This is a genomic window from Arthrobacter sp. KN11-1C, from assembly GCF_052180225.1.
Classification (GTDB): Bacteria; Actinomycetota; Actinomycetes; order Actinomycetales; family Micrococcaceae; genus Arthrobacter.
On the sequence record NZ_CP197467.1, the window covers coordinates 833843 to 848036 of the forward strand.

Below are 14194 nucleotides of genomic sequence, written 5' to 3' on the forward strand. Positions count from 1 at the left end.
GTGTGTCTATGTCATTGGAGTTGACGCCCGTGCAAACCGTGGCGTGTTGCTCGCCGCTGTCCAGGGAGCCCTTGTCGGAATCCGAAGCCGAAGGAATCGTGCCGCTGCTGAAAGCACTGGGCGATCCGGTGCGGCTTCGGCTGATGTCACTCGTGGCATCCCACGAGGGCGGCGAAGCCTGCGTCTGCGATTTGAACGACGCCTTCGAGCTGTCGCAACCGACCATCAGCCACCACCTGAAGGTGCTGCACGAAGCGGGTCTCCTTGAACGCGAAAAGCGCGGTGTATGGGTTTACTACCGTGCCCGTACCGATGCGCTGTCCGGCTTGGCTGCCCTGATCGGGGGTCAGGCCCAGTGAGCCTGCTGACCCGCCGGGCCGTGGCGGAGTTCGCCGGCACCGCCTTCCTGGTCATGGCCGTAGTGGGTTCCGGCGTCATGGCCTCGCGACTTTCGCCGAACGACGTCGGACTGCAGCTCTTGCAGAACAGCGTCGCCACGGGTGCCGCGCTCGTCGCGTTGATCCTGGCCCTGCAGCCGGTCTCGGCCTCCTTCAACCCTGTGGTCACTTTGGTGGAACGTGCCTTGGGGATCCTGGACACGCCTACTACGCTGGCACTGGTCGCCGCGCAGTTCGCCGGCGGCCTGGCCGGGACCGTGCTCGCCAACCTGATGTTCGGCCTCGACGCCGTGACGCTCTCCACGCATGAACGGGCCGGGGGAGGGCTGTGGCTCGGCGAATTGATCGCCACCGTCGGATTGCTCCTGGTCATTTTCGGCACCATCCGCTCCGGTCGGCCCGACAGGGTTGCCTTCGCCGTCGGCGGCTACATCACGGCCGCCTATTGGTTCACCAGCTCCACCAGCTTCGCCAACCCCGCCGTGACCGTGGCCCGGACCATTACCGATACCTTCGCCGGCATCGCCCCGACCTCCGTGCCGGCGTTCATCCTCGCCCAGTTGTTGGGCGGCGCCGTCGGGTTCTTCCTGGTCCGTGCCCTGTTCCCACGCGTTGCCTCGTTGCCTTTGCCGGCATCTTTGCCCGACTCCGCATCCGATCGAAAGGTCCTCTCATGAGTACTGAAACCGTCAAGAAGCCTTCCGTCCTCTTCGTTTGTGTCCACAACGCCGGCCGTTCCCAGATGGCCGCGGCCTTCCTCACGACGCTTGGCGAGGGCCGGATCGAGGTCCGTTCCGCGGGTTCCGAGCCCGCAGACAAGGTCAACCCGGCCGCCGTCGAAGCCATGGCCGAACTCGGCATCGACATGTCCGCCGAGATCCCGAAGGTCCTCACCACCGAGGCCGTCAAGGAATCCGACGTCGTCATCACCATGGGCTGCGGCGACGAATGCCCCTATTTCCCGGGCAAGCGCTACGAGGATTGGGTCCTCGAAGACCCTGCTGGCCAGGGAATCGAAGCCGTCCGCCCCATCCGCGACGAGATCAAGTCCCGCATCGAGGGCCTGATCGAGTCCCTCACCCCAGCCGCGTAGCTTCGGGCGCAGTGAGGCCACGGATCAAACAGAGGACAGGATTGGATTCAATGAAGAAACTACCCATCGCCGTGATCGGCGCCGGACCGGTCGGCCTGGCCGCCGTCGCGCACTTGCTTGAACGCGGCCTGGAACCTGTCATCTTCGAAGCAGGCCCGACGGCGGGCGCCGCCATTGACCAATGGCGCCACATCCGCCTGTTCTCACCGTGGCGGTTCAACCTCGACGCCGCAGCCGTCCGCCTGCTCGAACCCTCCGGCTGGAAAACACCGCGACTCACGGCACTCCCGTACGGCGGGGAACTGATCGACCACTACCTCGCGCCTTTGGCCGCCCTTCCGGCCATCAGCTCCCGTGTCCAGACAGGTGCGCGCGTCATAGCGGTCACCCGTGCGGGCCTCGACAAAACCCATGTCCGGGACCGCGACAGCACGCCATTCGTTGTGCGGGTTGAGCACGAGGACGGCGAAATCCGGGACCACACCGTGGCAGCCGTCATCGACGCCTCGGGGACTTGGTCCACCCGCAATCCGCTGGGCACCTCGGGCCTTCCGTCCATCGGCGAGAACACGGCCACTGAACGGATCTCTTCGCCCCTGCCGGATGTAATGGGCCGGGACCGGGCCTCCTTCGCAGGCCGCCGTGTCCTCGTGGTCGGGGCAGGGCACTCCGCGGCGAACACCCTGATCAACCTCGCCGACCTCGCCAAGGACGAACCCGGAACCACGATCCTGTGGGCCGTCCGGGGCGCGTCTGCGGAGAAGGTCTACGGCGGCGGGGAAGCCGACGGCCTGCCCGCCCGCGGGCAGCTTGGGGGTCGCCTACGTCGCCTGGTCGAGTCCGGAACCGTCGAACTGCACACCGGCTTCGGCATTTCCTCGCTCAAATCCTTAGACTCCGGCGTGAGCGTCGAAGCGGTTGACGGCCGCACGCTGGACGCCGACGTCGTCGTGCCCTGCACCGGATTCCGGCCGGATCTGGACATCCTGCGCGAACTCCGGCTCAACCTGGACCCAGCGGTCGAGGCACCTGTCGAGCTCGGCCCGCTAATCGACCCCGAATTCCACTCCTGCGGCACGGTGCCCCCGCACGGCGCCCGTGTTCTGGCGCACCCGGAGAAGGACTTCTACATCGTGGGCATGAAGTCCTACGGCCGCGCGCCGACATTCCTGCTGGCCACCGGCTACGAACAGGTCCGCTCCGTCGCCGCGTCCCTTGCAGGCGACCAGGCCGCCGCCGACACAGTCCACTTGGAGCTGCCCGAAACAGGCGTCTGCTCCACGGACGCCCGCACCAGTTGCGACGTCCCCGCCCCGGACACCCTCGCATCCGTGGACACCGGCTGCTGCGCCGCTCCCGAGCCGGTGCTAGAGCTCGCCGAGAAGTAGCAAAGCGATGGATCCGACCCGGGAAGCATGCCTCGCAGGATACCGACGGGCCCTTCAGGAGCTGAACAGCTGGCTGGAGAACGCATCGACGCCGGACCTGAAGCGCAAGAGCGCCGGGACCCGCTGGACCAACGAAGAACTGCTTTTCCATATGGTCTTCGGGTACATGATCGTGCGGTCTCTCTTGCCTCTGGTCCGCGTGGTGGGCCGCCTGCCCCGATCCTGGGGCAAGCGCTTCGCGGCTATGTTGGATGCCGCCACAGGACCGTTCGACGTCGTGAACTTTTGGGGTTCCCGGGCGGCCGCCATGGTCTATGACCGGCGCCGGATGGGCCGGAAACTCGAGACAACCATGACTGCACTGGCGCTCCGGCTTGAACGCGAAAGCCCGGACTCCCTGGCCAGATCGATGCCGTTTCCCACCCGGTGGGACCCTTCTTCACAGCTGACATGACGGTCGCGGACGTCTACGCCTACGCCACGCTCCATTTCGACTTCCACGCAAAGCAGTTGAGCCTACGGCCGCAGGGTTCCTTGCCTGACTCGTCCTGATGGCCGGGTAGCGACACATTCTGCTGGATCACACCTTGGGCAACGCAGGAAGACCCGCGTGTTTCCGGGGTGCAAGCCGCGGGCGACGCCGGATGATCCAGCAGAATCCGTCGCCCGCCCGTTGGACCCAAAACCGGGGTCCGAACTGCCCGATTCGGCCCATATGTCAGGTTTGAGGCCGTTGCCACCTAGAATTGCTGGTTGAAGCAATCTAAACGAGAGCCGCGGCGCACAACGCTGCGAGTCCTAGGGGACAAGACCATGCCGGATTCTGTGGACAACGAAGCCAGCGCCGCTGCATCAAACGAAGGGCAGCCCGAACTTCGTCGACGCCGCGATCGCCGCCGCGAAGAGGGTGACCCCTGGACAGGAACCATGCCGATCATTACGCCGAACGATTCCGACGCACCCGCATCCAGTCCTGCCCCGCTCCAAAGCAGATCCTGGGCCGAAGCGGCAGCAGCCGCCGACGCGTCCGCCGGGACCGTAACAGACTCGACCAGCGCGGACGCAAGCCCCGAGGAACCACGCCGCGCGATCCCGACGGCGGCAGCACCGGCGTCGGGCGCTGTTTCCCCGGCTTCCACACGGGCCGGACGCGCCGCAGCCGCCAATGCTCCAATTTCCGACTTCATTTCTTCGCCGGGTTCCTTCGTGCGGGAACAGAAGCCGCGTCCCGTCGGCGGATTCCGCGGCATGCTCTACAAGCTGACAGGCGGCGCCTGGAATCTCGGGCCCAGCCCCAAGCAGCGCGAGGAAGACGAACTGGCGCGACGCATTTCCCGGCAACTCCAAGGCAGCTACAACACCGCCGTCCTGAGCCTCAAGGGCGGCATCGGCAAGACCTCCACCACCGTGGGCGTGGGCCTCACCTTGGCGGAATTCCGCGGCGACCCGCCCTGCGCCATCGACGCCAACCCCGATTCCGGCGACCTCGTGGAGCGTGCCCTGGGCGAGGGTATCTACCAAAAGGCCACGCCGCGCACCATCACGGACTTGCTCAAGAACGTCGACAACGTCGATTCGCTCACGGCGCTGGCCCGTTACATGCACCACGCCGGCCGGCTGCACCTGATCGCCGGCGAACAGGACCCGGAAGTTTCGGACTCATTGACCGCCGAAGAATACCTGCGGATTCGCGAGCTCATCTCGGGCTACTACTCCATTGCGCTGACCGACTGCGGCACCGGTGTCACGCACAATGCGATGAGCGGCATCCTGCAATCGGCAGACAACCTCATCATCGCCGCAGGCTATGCCGTGAGCGGTGCCAAGCGTGCCCGCAGCACCCTTCAGTGGCTTGCGAGCCACGGCTACGAGGAACTCGCCCGCAACGCGATCGTGGTGATCACGGACAAGGACGAGGTGTCGTCCCGCGTGGACAAGGACGCGATCGAAGAACACCTTTCCGGGATCTGCCGCCAGCTGATTGCCGTGCCGCACGACCGGGGAGTGGCCGACGGCGACCTGGTCACCCTGGACGTCCTGCGCCCCGACACCCGCCGCGCGTACAAAGAGATCGCGGCCGCGATCGTGGACGGGTACGTGTAGCGCTTCCCCTTTTCGGCAGCCCCGCCCAACTGACTCGCATTTGATGTCGTTTAGAAGGCTCAAAACGACATCTACTGCGAGTCAGTTGGGTGGGGTTACTTAGTTATTGCCTAGCGCGACGCCGGCGACACTCTATTTGCTACTTGGATTTGAGCGGGTAGATGGGGCTCCTACTCGACTACTACGTGGATTGCAAATTGTCGGTTCTGTGTGGATTTCCCTAGAGTTGCCCTTGGACGTCGTTCGCTTTTGCGTGGCATCCTCGCCATGACCGGGAACTGGGCCCGGGCATGGTGCACCCATCCCGTGCCTTCATGACACCCCGCTGCGCCCGTTTCTGAACCCGAGGCCAGCACCCAGGAGCCTCCTTTGATTCCCCATAAACTTATGCTCGTGTTCGCTGCCGTGCTTCTCCTCGGACTGACGGGCGCCACCGGCGCTCGCCCCTCCGCCAACACAGCGCCCGACGCCGCACCCGCACCAATCGCGAACGCCGCACCCGCCGCTGAGGTAGCGCCGCTCGCCGCGCCAAAGCCTGCACCGGCCGCCGTTCCGACTCCGGCAACCCCCGTCGTTCCGCAGCCTGCCGCCGCGCCGGCGCCCGCCGTCGTCGTGCCCCAGGCTGGTTCGGTGAAGGTGCTCGACACCACCGCGGCCATCACCGACCCCAACTGGTTCCGCCAGGCCTACGCCGAGGGCTTCCGACTGTACGTGATGCACTCGACCGTCTGGGGCACGTGCACACCGTGGCAACAGACCCAGGCCCAATTGAAGATGGCGCTCGACGCCGGACTCAAGATCGCGGTCTACACGCGTGACGCGTCGTGCTGGGAAAACGGGATCAAAGCCGCCGGTCCGTACATGTCCCAATTGCAGTTCTTCGCCTTGGACATCGAACCCGGTGGATCCCTGGTGACGCGGGCCATGGTGGATGGTGTGCGGAGCCTCGGCGTGCGGCCCGTGATCTATAGCGGCAGCGGCATGTGGCCCGGGTTGATGGGCAACAGCACAGCATTCTCGGACTTACCCCTCTGGGATACCGACACCACCAACCTCAACTACGCCCGCTGGACCGCGGACTACCTCGCGCCGGCGCCTGTGCAGTACGGCGGCTGGAACACTGCCGGCACCATGCGCGTGGGGATCCAGCAGAAGTTCGAGCACACCCTGAACGGCATCAACGTGGACCTGAACTCGTTCAACGCGAGCTTCCTGAAGTAGGCGCTGCGCCAAATTCCTGACGCAGCTGGAATTCCGGGGGCGCAGGGAATACACGGGGTCGAAAAGTACCGGAGTTATCCACATGGAGGAACTCGGTGCTGCCGCGTGCCGTAATCCACGTGGCAAGTTCTTAGACATGACCCGTTTGCCCCGCCCGATCCTCAGCCGAGATCACCTTATTCTCGGAACGACCCTTAAGGAACTCGCCCGGAGCGCCAAGACAGGTGCCTTGCATCGCGTCCGTCAGGGCGTGTACGTCGACGGCACTGCGTGGGCCGCACTCAAGCCGTGGGAACAATACCGCGTCCGGATCAGCGCTGCCGCCGAAACCTCCAGTGCGCGGACCATTTTCGCCAGACACTCGGCGGCGTCTGTATGGGGGATCCCCACCATCGGCCTGCATCATCCAGTGCAGGCCGTGACCCTCCAGAACGACGGCGGCCGCAGCCGGGCCGGGATAACCCGCCACTATGCGGACCCAGCTAGCCTCAAGGTATCTCGCTGCGAGGGACTTCTGGTGACTGACAGGGTGCGCACCGTACTAGACCTGGCCGCTTTCACCCCGTTTGTCGAAGCCATCGCTCCGGTGGATCACGTGCTCAAGGCCGACCGGAAACGGGGACTGCCCGCCATCACGAAAGAGGCGCTTCTGGTCGCGGCGGACGGAATTTACACGGCGGCGGCCATCCGGAGAATCCAAGCGGCGGTGGATTTCGCAGACCCATTGTCAGGATCCGCGGGGGAATCCTACAGCCGGGCCTTGATGCATGTCACCGGATTCGAGGCTCCGGTTCTTCAACGCGAATTCCGTGATGAAGCGGGCCTCGTGGGCTATTCGGACTTTTATTGGAAGGGCGTGCGGGTGGCCGGGGAGTTCGACGGCATAGATAAGTACCTAAAACCGGAGTTCCTCAGGGGCCGGACTGCCGCTCAAGCCGTCGTCGAGGAGAAGCTGCGCGAAGACCGGATCCGTGCCACGGGGTGCGGCGTCGTCCGTTGGGTGTGGGCGGAACTCATGGCTCCCGGCGTGCTCGAACGGAAGCTGTCAGCGGCAGGGGTGCCCCGGTGTCGTCCGCGAGGAGCCTGACGCTGCGCTGGATGCCTGACGCTGCGCTGGATGCCTGGCGCAGCCGGAATTCCCTGCGCGACAGGTATTTGGCGCGTCGCAAACGAGATGGCGTCCTAGGATGAAGGGGATGACCACCACCAGCACCCTTCAACCCTTCAATCTCCGCAGCATTGCGTTGCCCGCCTTTGGGCCCGCGTTGCTGTTCTGTATCGGCGAAGGCGCGGTGCTTCCGGTGGTGGCGTTGTCCGCCCGCGACCTTGGCGCCTCAGTGGCCGTGTCCGCACTGGTGGTCACGTTGATCGGGCTGGGGTCGTGGTTCTTCAACCTGCCCGCGTCGCTCATCACCATCAAGTTCGGCGAGCGATGGGCCATCGTTGCCGCAGGCGCCGCCGGAGCGTTGGCCCTGCTGGCAGCCGGATTCGCGCCGCTCCTTGCGCACAACGGTATCTGGCTGCTCGCCGGGGCGATGACCGTCGTCGGGATGTCCACGAGCGTCTTCAACCTTGCCCGCCAGAAGTACCTCACCGAAGCGGTCCCGGTCATCTACCGCGCACGCGCACTCTCCACCCTGGGCGGCGTCACCCGGATCGGCGTGTTCATCGGCCCGTTCGTCGGCGCGGCAGTGATGCAGTTCGCCGGGATCAGCGGCGCGTATTGGGTTGGCGTAGTGGGCATGGCGGCCGCCGCGGTGCTGTCCCTCACCATCCCGGATCTTGTGTTGCCGGACGACGTCGACGGCGGCCCGAAGGGTCCCGAGCCCACCCTCCGCGGCGTCGCGGTTTCCCACGCGGGCGTGTTCCTCACGGTCGGTACCGGGATCCTGCTGCTCAGCGCGTTGCGGGCCTCGCGCCAAGTGGTCATCCCTTTGTGGGCGGACCATCTGGGATTGGACGCAACGCATGCGTCACTGATTTACGGCTTGTCCGGCGCGATCGACATGCTGGTGTTCTATCCGGCCGGCAAGCTCATGGACCGCAAGGGGCGCATGTGGGTCGCCGTGCCGTCCACCCTCATCATGGGTGCGGCGTTGTTCCTGATGCCGTCGTCCGCGGAATTCGTGGGGCTGCTGCTGGCGTCGCTCCTGATCGGCTTCGGCAACGGCATCAGCTCAGGACTCATCATGACGCTCGGCGCCGATTTTTCCCCGGACAAGGGCCGTGGGCAATTCCTCGGCTTGTGGCGGTTCATTTCCGACGCAGGTGCCACAGGTGGGCCCGTGCTGCTCTCCGCCCTCACTGCCGCAGTGTCCCTCGCGGCGGGCGTCTGGGCCACAGGCGTCCTGGGCGTGGCCGCGGCGGCGGTGTTCGCCGTCGCGCTCCCGAAACTCAAGCACCGCAGGAACTACTAGTCCCCACCCATCATCGGCGCCTAGCTCACCGGCGCGGGCCCTGGCCCAACTGACTCGCAGTAGGTGTCGTTTTGAGGGCTGAAAACGACACCTACTGCGAGCTAGTTGGGGTAGGCAGCTCCCAGACTCCGGTCAGGTGCCTCCGGTATGGTGAATTGGATGTTCTCAGTCATCTCGCCTCCGCACGGTGCCCCCACTGCGAATCCGACCGCTGGGAATCCCGTCACAGACAGCGCAACGCCGCTTGGTTCCGGGCCGGAGAATCGCCTGCCGACAAGCGCTCCGAAGCAGTCCCGGCCTGATCTCGCGACGCTGACCGCGCTGCGTTTTGTGGCCGCGCTGTGGGTGGTGTTCTTCCATCTTCAAGCCATGCAGCAGACCTTCCTCGCCCCCGTCTATGAGCTGTTCCGTCCGATCATCGCCAACGGGGACCTGGGCGTGGATGTGTTCTTTGTGCTCAGCGGCTTCATCATCACCTACACGTACCTGGACCGGCTGGGCCCACGGTTCCGCTGGCGGGCTGCAGCGGACTTCGTCTGGGCGCGGTTCGCCCGGATGTGGCCCGCGTTCGCACTGGTGGTGGGCGTATTGGGCCTCTGGTTCGTGTACGGAACAGCGCAGGAATCCGTGCGGGAATGGTCCCTCCAGACCCAGGCCCCGGACCTGTCGCCGTGGGGGCTGGCCAAGCAGCTGCTGATGATGCATCTCTGGTTCCAACCGGGTACCGACGGCGCCAGCTGGTTCGGCCCCGGATGGACGGTCAGTGCCGAGTGGCTGGCCTACCTGGCGTTCCCGCTGCTCGCACTGGTCTTGTTCCGGCTGCGCCGGCTGCATCCGCTCGCGGCGCTGGCCGCCTCCGTGCTCGTCCTCCTGCCGACGGCCGTCTGGGGTCCGGACCTGCCAATCGCCACCATTGAGCATCAACCGTACGAATGGCTACTGCGGATCGCGTGCTGCTTCGTTGCCGGCGCTTTTGCCTGCATTGCCGCACGGAACGCTGACCGCATGAAGTTCAATCCTGCCCTGGCCGGTCCGGGTGCCCTCCTGACCGGAACCGCCGTCCTCGTCTTCCTGGCGACGGCCGGAAAACCCGGGCCGGGACGGCTGGCCGTGCTTGCCTTCCCGCTACTCATCGCCCTGCTCAGCCTGACCCGCGGCTGGCTCTGCTCGGTGTTGTCGGCGCGGTGGCTGCAGTACGGCGGGCACAGCTCCTACAGCCTGTACTTGGTCCACATGTTCTTCATCTACCTCTTCTATTGGCTCATCAGGGACTGGCCGCATGGTGCGAGTCCGCTGGCGGAAAACCTGCTCGCGGCGTCGTGCCTCCTGGGGATTGCCTTGGCCACCCACCTGCTGTTCAAGTACGTCGAGGAACCGGCCCGGCTCCGGTTGCGCGCGCTGGTGCCGAGGGTGACCGCTGCGAGAGTGTGAACCGCTCGTGAACCTTAGCCGAGGGAACCTCAGCCCAGGGAACCGAGGAACGCGGTAGTGTCCTCCGCAATCCGGTCCGGGCATTCCCACAAGACGAGATGCCCTGTCCCTGGATACACCTTCAACACAGCCCCTGGTATTCGAGCGGCCAAGGCCTCCTGATGCCTTCGAGGCAGCACGCCGTCGTGTGCGCCCCACAAGATCATGGTGGGTGCGAGTATGGTTCCGGACTCGGTGGGCGGAATTGCCGTCCGCAAACCATCGAGGATCCGCTTCCATGCATGCGCGGGCATCCTGACCCCGTCGCGTACGCGGTCCTCGATATACCAGGTCGGGACCGCGTGCAGCAGCGGGAACCAGGCCAGGGAATTCCGCACCCAGTTCTCGTCGATGGGGTCCTGGAGCGTGGCGACTTCGTCGGCGAGAGCGGGAAGGCCCCGAAGGCTGAGGGGAGAGCCCACCAGCACGAGCGCAGCGACGCGATCTGGGTAACCGATGGCTAACTGCTGGGCCACGTAGCCGCCGCTGGACGAACCAAGGACAGACGCCCTGTGCACGCCGAGCGCATCAAGGATCGCTGCGGCATCCTCGGCTTGTTCCACCAGCGAATAGCCCTGCTCCGGTTTCTCCGCGTCCCCCTGTCCGCGGAGGTCGGGCGCATAAACCCTGAAGCCCGTCAGCAAGGGCACCAGGCGGTCAAAACTACGACGGGACTCGCCCCAGGCATGCAAGAGCAACAACGGCCTCGCATCGGCATCCCCGTGGACAAGACACGGAATCCGGATGCCCGTGGTGAGCCTGAGATCCAGGACTTCAGCGCCCATAGCATCAGGGTACGCCTCGACGTCGGCACCTAGGCGACTGCCGCCGTCGGGCGCTCATGTCCAAAGCGACGGGCGATCCGGAGGCGGAATCGTTGACACCCGCGAAGCATTGGCGTTCGATGATCGCAGGGGGAACTGTCTCGGCGGGGAGGAACAGTTCATGCGGGTCATCCGGAATCCGAAACTTGTATCCAGGGTGGCAGGCAGCGCCCTGCTGCTTGAAGGCGGCGCCGGGATGTGGCTCGCCGCCACAGCGCCGGCTGGAACACAGAACGGCAAGTTCGTTTTCCTGGCCTTCTATATTTGTGTCTTTGGCCTGATTCGGGGTGTCGTCATCCTGTCATGGGACCGACGGTCCAAACCGATGGCGTTGATGCGGGCGCAGGCGGCCGATGCGATTCCTGTCATCTTGCCCGCCACGGTGATGGTGTCCGAGTTTCTCTCCATCCCCGAGATCACAGACCCCGCCGGTCCATATTTGTGGATGGGCGGCCTGCTGCTGGGATCGGCTGTCATTTCCGTAGCACCTGCAGAGAAGACGGCCCTCTTGGAAATCCCGCCACTACGCCCGGGACGGTTCCTTGACTGGCTCAGATGGCAGAAGTTCGGTGCCGGCTCGCTAGGGCTTGCGTTTTTCTTCACTGCCATGTTCTTCACCTGGCCACGGCAGCTTCCGACTTTTACGCCATTGATCATCGTGCTGGCTCTCGCTCAGGCGGCCGTGAGCGTTTGGCGAATTATCGAACACCGACAGTTTGCCAAGGTCGGGGTGCACCTCTCCGGCCTCGAGATCAATTGGCTTCGCGTCATCCACGTCAGCCGCGGACATGAGGCGGCGGTGAAGGAACTCCGCACGATGTACCCCAAGATGGGTCCAGCCCAAGCCGACACCATCATCGAAAACCTCTATCGGGCGGAAGCTCTCAACGGGCCGAGCCTCTAGATTCGACCACCTTTGAACGGCCCGGCAGGCCGGAATCCGCGAAAATACGGGGACTCCGGCCTGGCGGCTTGGTCAAAAGTGGTCGGATGTTGCGCCCGGCCTGTCAGGGTCGGGGGAATTTGGCGTTGAGGCGGAACAGGAACGCGGCGGTCGCGTCGCGGTGTACGGGTTGAAGTGGCTGGTAAATCGATCCTCCGGCTACTGGCCATCCGGTGGTGATGCCGGTGGAGGCCAGCCAGCTGATCTCCTTGTAGAACGGGTAACTGACGGGTACGTCGAGGAATGTGGTGGTCGGGGTTACTGCTGGGCTGCCGCTCAAGCGGTAGAGGAACGCGGCCATCGAATCCCGGTTCACCGAATCCAAGGGGTGGAAGGTTTTCGTGTTGTTCGGCCCGGGATACCCGTTGGTGATGCCGGTGGTGGCCAGCCAGGTGATTTCCTTGTAGAAGGGGTCCGAGGTGGGAACATCAGTGAACGGGGATACCGCCGGGGCATTGAACGCCGGGCTGGCCTGGTACCGATAGAGGAACGCGGCCATCGCTTCCCGGCTGATCGACTGCTGCGGTTCAAACAGGGTGGTTCCGTTGGGACCTGGGAATCCGGTGGTGATTTGGTTCGCGGCGAGCCACGTGATCTCGTTGTAGAACGGATACGTCGACGGGATGTCGGCGAACGAGGCGCCGTTGTCGTACATCTCGTAGTCGTCCGTGGTGATGGTGCCATTGGCTTGGATGTTCAGGCCCCAACTGATTCCTGACGCGCCGGCCGGCAGGGGAGGCGTGGTCCAGGTGATTTGGGTCCAGTTCGCCGCCGGGAGGACCAAGGGGCTAGCCGTCCAGTACGTCCAGAACCCGTTGCCTACACGGTAATAGACTTCGAATTGGGTATCCGCCGTGGATTTATACCAGGCTTTCAGCTGATAAGTATGTCCGGGTACACCTGTGGGCGAGCAGCCGCCAAGGTCCAAGGCCGGTAGGAGTTTCGCGTCCCCGGACACCCAACCTGTCACGGTGAGCTGTTCAGCGTTGGTACCGGTGTGACCGGGTGTGACGATCGAGAAGGCCGAGGTGTTGGTGCCGTACCCGCCGGCTGCCCAGCACTGCGGGACCGTATTGACCAACGTTTCCAGGCTGGGGTTTTGGATCATGTTGACTCCAGGCCCGGGCGGTGGAGGCAAAGCCGGACCCGCAACTGCCGGCTGCTGGGTGCCGCCGACGGTCTGGTCCACGGTCTGTACAGCGACGGTACCCGCCGCCTTTTGCTGTGCCAGCCAGGTGGCGAACTGGGTGAAGAGGGTCGGGGAGATGGTCAGGGTCGGGTCCGTGCCGACGGCGATGTGGTGGAAGGTCAGTTGGACCCACCCGCCGGTGGTTGTTTGGGCGTGGGTCACCTGGGTCTCCAGATTGGCCAGGGTCCAGGTGCTGTCTACCTCATCCGGTGCCGCAGTGTCGTAGGCGTTGACCGGGGGGATGGTGTCCGCCGCGGGAAGTGTCGCCGATGCGGGATCCTTGCTGGCGGCGTCACCCAGGCCGCGGGCACTGTTGTAACCGCATCCCTTCACCAGGGCCTCGGTGGCCGGGTTTTCCGAAGCGAAGGGGTACGCGAAGCTGGTGACTTTGAAGCCCATGTTCATCAGCGCAACGCGCCCGTCGCAGATCTGCCGCGTCGACTCAGCGGCTGTCAGGGACACAAGATCCGGGTGGGTCACGGTGTGGCCGCCGATCTCATTGCCGTCGGCGGCGATTTGCTGGAGGTTGGCGCTTGTCAGGTAGGTGGGCTGGTCGATCCAACCAGTGGTGATGAAGAAGGTGCCGACCAAGCCCAGGCTCTTCATGGTGCTTTCGGCCGTCAACTGGTCGGCGTTGCCGTCGTCGAACGTCAGCGACACCACCGTGTTCGGGGCAGCATGTGCGGGCGCGGCGAATCCCACCGCGGCCAGCAGGCCGGCGACAACCAGCGCCGTGCTGCCGAATGCGGTCCATCGTTTGCCAAAATGCTTAGCGAGCCGTATTCGGGTCATCTTGGGCCGCGTGCGTCCCTCGCGCGGCGATTCCGTCGTCCCTTGCTGGTCATTAGTGGTACTCATGGTCAACTCCTCCCCAGGCTAGGTAATGTACAAGCAGCCGGGTGGTCCCTCGTTGGTGGGCCAAGAAGGTGCCGCTCGAAAGGGGAGTCCGATCTGGGTTTCCAGCGGTGGCACTCGGTGCCGGTTGTTTATTCACGCTCACGTACATGCGAGGCTACGACCCCGAGCAGCCGTTGAAACGAGTGGTCGATACTTGTTCTTGCGACGCTTCCTTACGCACCTTTAGGTGGTGCTTCCGGTGCGCCTAGGTAGCTTGCCGAGTGCTCCACTCGAACTGGTGCCCAGGCCCC

At 64.8% G+C, this 14194-nt stretch carries 13 protein-coding genes; 11 read left to right on the forward strand and 2 right to left on the reverse strand.

Annotated features, from left to right (window positions below):
* Positions 1-8 precede the first annotated feature (8 nt).
* From ACSBOX_RS03950 to ACSBOX_RS03995, 10 genes are all read left to right on the forward strand, one after another.
* A complete protein-coding gene (locus ACSBOX_RS03950) occupies positions 9-359 on the forward strand; it encodes an ArsR/SmtB family transcription factor (RefSeq protein WP_364535614.1) in 351 nt (116 codons plus the stop codon).
* On the forward strand, positions 356-1075 hold the full coding sequence (locus ACSBOX_RS03955; RefSeq protein ID WP_442544904.1) for an aquaporin: 720 nt from the start codon (positions 356-358) through the stop codon (positions 1073-1075). Before ACSBOX_RS03950 ends, ACSBOX_RS03955 begins: the two co-directional genes overlap by 4 nt.
* Complete coding sequence (locus ACSBOX_RS03960; RefSeq protein ID WP_442544905.1) at positions 1072-1491, forward strand: arsenate reductase ArsC; 420 nt, start codon at positions 1072-1074, stop codon at positions 1489-1491. The genes ACSBOX_RS03955 and ACSBOX_RS03960 overlap by 4 nt, the downstream gene beginning before the upstream one ends.
* A gap of 50 nt (positions 1492-1541) precedes the next feature.
* Positions 1542-2879 carry an FAD-dependent oxidoreductase gene (locus ACSBOX_RS03965; protein WP_442544906.1) on the forward strand — a complete coding sequence of 446 codons (1338 nt, stop codon included), beginning with the start codon at positions 1542-1544 and terminating at the stop codon, positions 2877-2879.
* A 7-nt stretch (positions 2880-2886) separates the two neighbouring features.
* Positions 2887-3333: a DinB family protein gene (locus ACSBOX_RS03970; protein ID WP_442544907.1), complete on the forward strand. Its 447-nt coding sequence runs from the start codon at positions 2887-2889 to the stop codon at positions 3331-3333.
* A 359-nt stretch (positions 3334-3692) separates the two neighbouring features.
* Positions 3693-4982, forward strand: coding sequence for a MinD/ParA family ATP-binding protein (locus tag ACSBOX_RS03975; RefSeq protein ID WP_442544908.1), 1290 nt, complete (start codon positions 3693-3695; stop codon positions 4980-4982).
* 369 nt (positions 4983-5351) lie between these two features.
* Positions 5352-6203 (forward strand): hypothetical protein, encoded by an 852-nt coding sequence (locus ACSBOX_RS03980; RefSeq protein ID WP_442544909.1) that lies wholly within the window; start codon positions 5352-5354, stop codon positions 6201-6203.
* Positions 6204-6339: 136 nt separating this feature from the next.
* On the forward strand, positions 6340-7290 hold the full coding sequence (locus ACSBOX_RS03985; protein WP_442544910.1) for a hypothetical protein: 951 nt from the start codon (positions 6340-6342) through the stop codon (positions 7288-7290).
* A gap of 109 nt (positions 7291-7399) precedes the next feature.
* Complete coding sequence (locus tag ACSBOX_RS03990) at positions 7400-8620, forward strand: MFS transporter (RefSeq protein ID WP_442544911.1); 1221 nt, start codon at positions 7400-7402, stop codon at positions 8618-8620.
* Positions 8621-8779: 159 nt separating this feature from the next.
* Positions 8780-10051 (forward strand): acyltransferase family protein, encoded by a 1272-nt coding sequence (locus tag ACSBOX_RS03995; protein WP_442544912.1) that lies wholly within the window; start codon positions 8780-8782, stop codon positions 10049-10051.
* Between the two features lie 29 nt (positions 10052-10080).
* Here the strand turns inward: ACSBOX_RS03995 and ACSBOX_RS04000 are convergent, their stop codons facing one another.
* Entirely contained in the window at positions 10081-10875 is a 795-nt protein-coding gene (locus ACSBOX_RS04000) for an alpha/beta fold hydrolase (protein WP_442544913.1), read from the reverse strand.
* Positions 10876-11035: 160 nt separating this feature from the next.
* Here ACSBOX_RS04000 and ACSBOX_RS04005 point away from each other — a divergent pair, with 160 nt between their 5' ends.
* Positions 11036-11818 (forward strand): hypothetical protein, encoded by a 783-nt coding sequence (locus tag ACSBOX_RS04005; RefSeq protein ID WP_442544914.1) that lies wholly within the window; start codon positions 11036-11038, stop codon positions 11816-11818.
* Between the two features lie 103 nt (positions 11819-11921).
* Here the strand turns inward: ACSBOX_RS04005 and ACSBOX_RS04010 are convergent, their stop codons facing one another.
* Positions 11922-13904 carry an S-layer homology domain-containing protein gene (locus ACSBOX_RS04010; protein WP_442544915.1) on the reverse strand — a complete coding sequence of 661 codons (1983 nt, stop codon included), beginning with the start codon at positions 13902-13904 and terminating at the stop codon, positions 11922-11924.
* Between the last annotated feature and the right edge of the window lie 290 nt (positions 13905-14194).

Bases quoted from the DNA above. Each gene is read 5' to 3' on its own strand.
- ACSBOX_RS03950 (WP_364535614.1), top strand. From the start codon at position 9: ATGTCATTGGAGTTGACGCCCGTGCAAACCGTGGCGTGTTGCTCGCCG.
- ACSBOX_RS03960 (WP_442544905.1), top strand. From the start codon at position 1,072: ATGAGTACTGAAACCGTCAAGAAGCCTTCCGTCCTCTTCGTTTGTGTC.
- ACSBOX_RS03965 (WP_442544906.1), top strand. From the start codon at position 1,542: ATGAAGAAACTACCCATCGCCGTGATCGGCGCCGGACCGGTCGGCCTG.
- ACSBOX_RS03970 (WP_442544907.1), top strand. From the start codon at position 2,887: ATGGATCCGACCCGGGAAGCATGCCTCGCAGGATACCGACGGGCCCTT.
- ACSBOX_RS03975 (WP_442544908.1), top strand. From the start codon at position 3,693: ATGCCGGATTCTGTGGACAACGAAGCCAGCGCCGCTGCATCAAACGAA.
- ACSBOX_RS03985 (WP_442544910.1), top strand. From the start codon at position 6,340: ATGACCCGTTTGCCCCGCCCGATCCTCAGCCGAGATCACCTTATTCTC.
- ACSBOX_RS03990 (WP_442544911.1), top strand. From the start codon at position 7,400: ATGACCACCACCAGCACCCTTCAACCCTTCAATCTCCGCAGCATTGCG.
- ACSBOX_RS03995 (WP_442544912.1), top strand. From the start codon at position 8,780: ATGTTCTCAGTCATCTCGCCTCCGCACGGTGCCCCCACTGCGAATCCG.
- ACSBOX_RS04000 (WP_442544913.1), bottom strand. From the start codon at position 10,875: ATGGGCGCTGAAGTCCTGGATCTCAGGCTCACCACGGGCATCCGGATT.
- ACSBOX_RS04005 (WP_442544914.1), top strand. From the start codon at position 11,036: ATGCGGGTCATCCGGAATCCGAAACTTGTATCCAGGGTGGCAGGCAGC.
- ACSBOX_RS04010 (WP_442544915.1), bottom strand. From the start codon at position 13,904: ATGAGTACCACTAATGACCAGCAAGGGACGACGGAATCGCCGCGCGAG.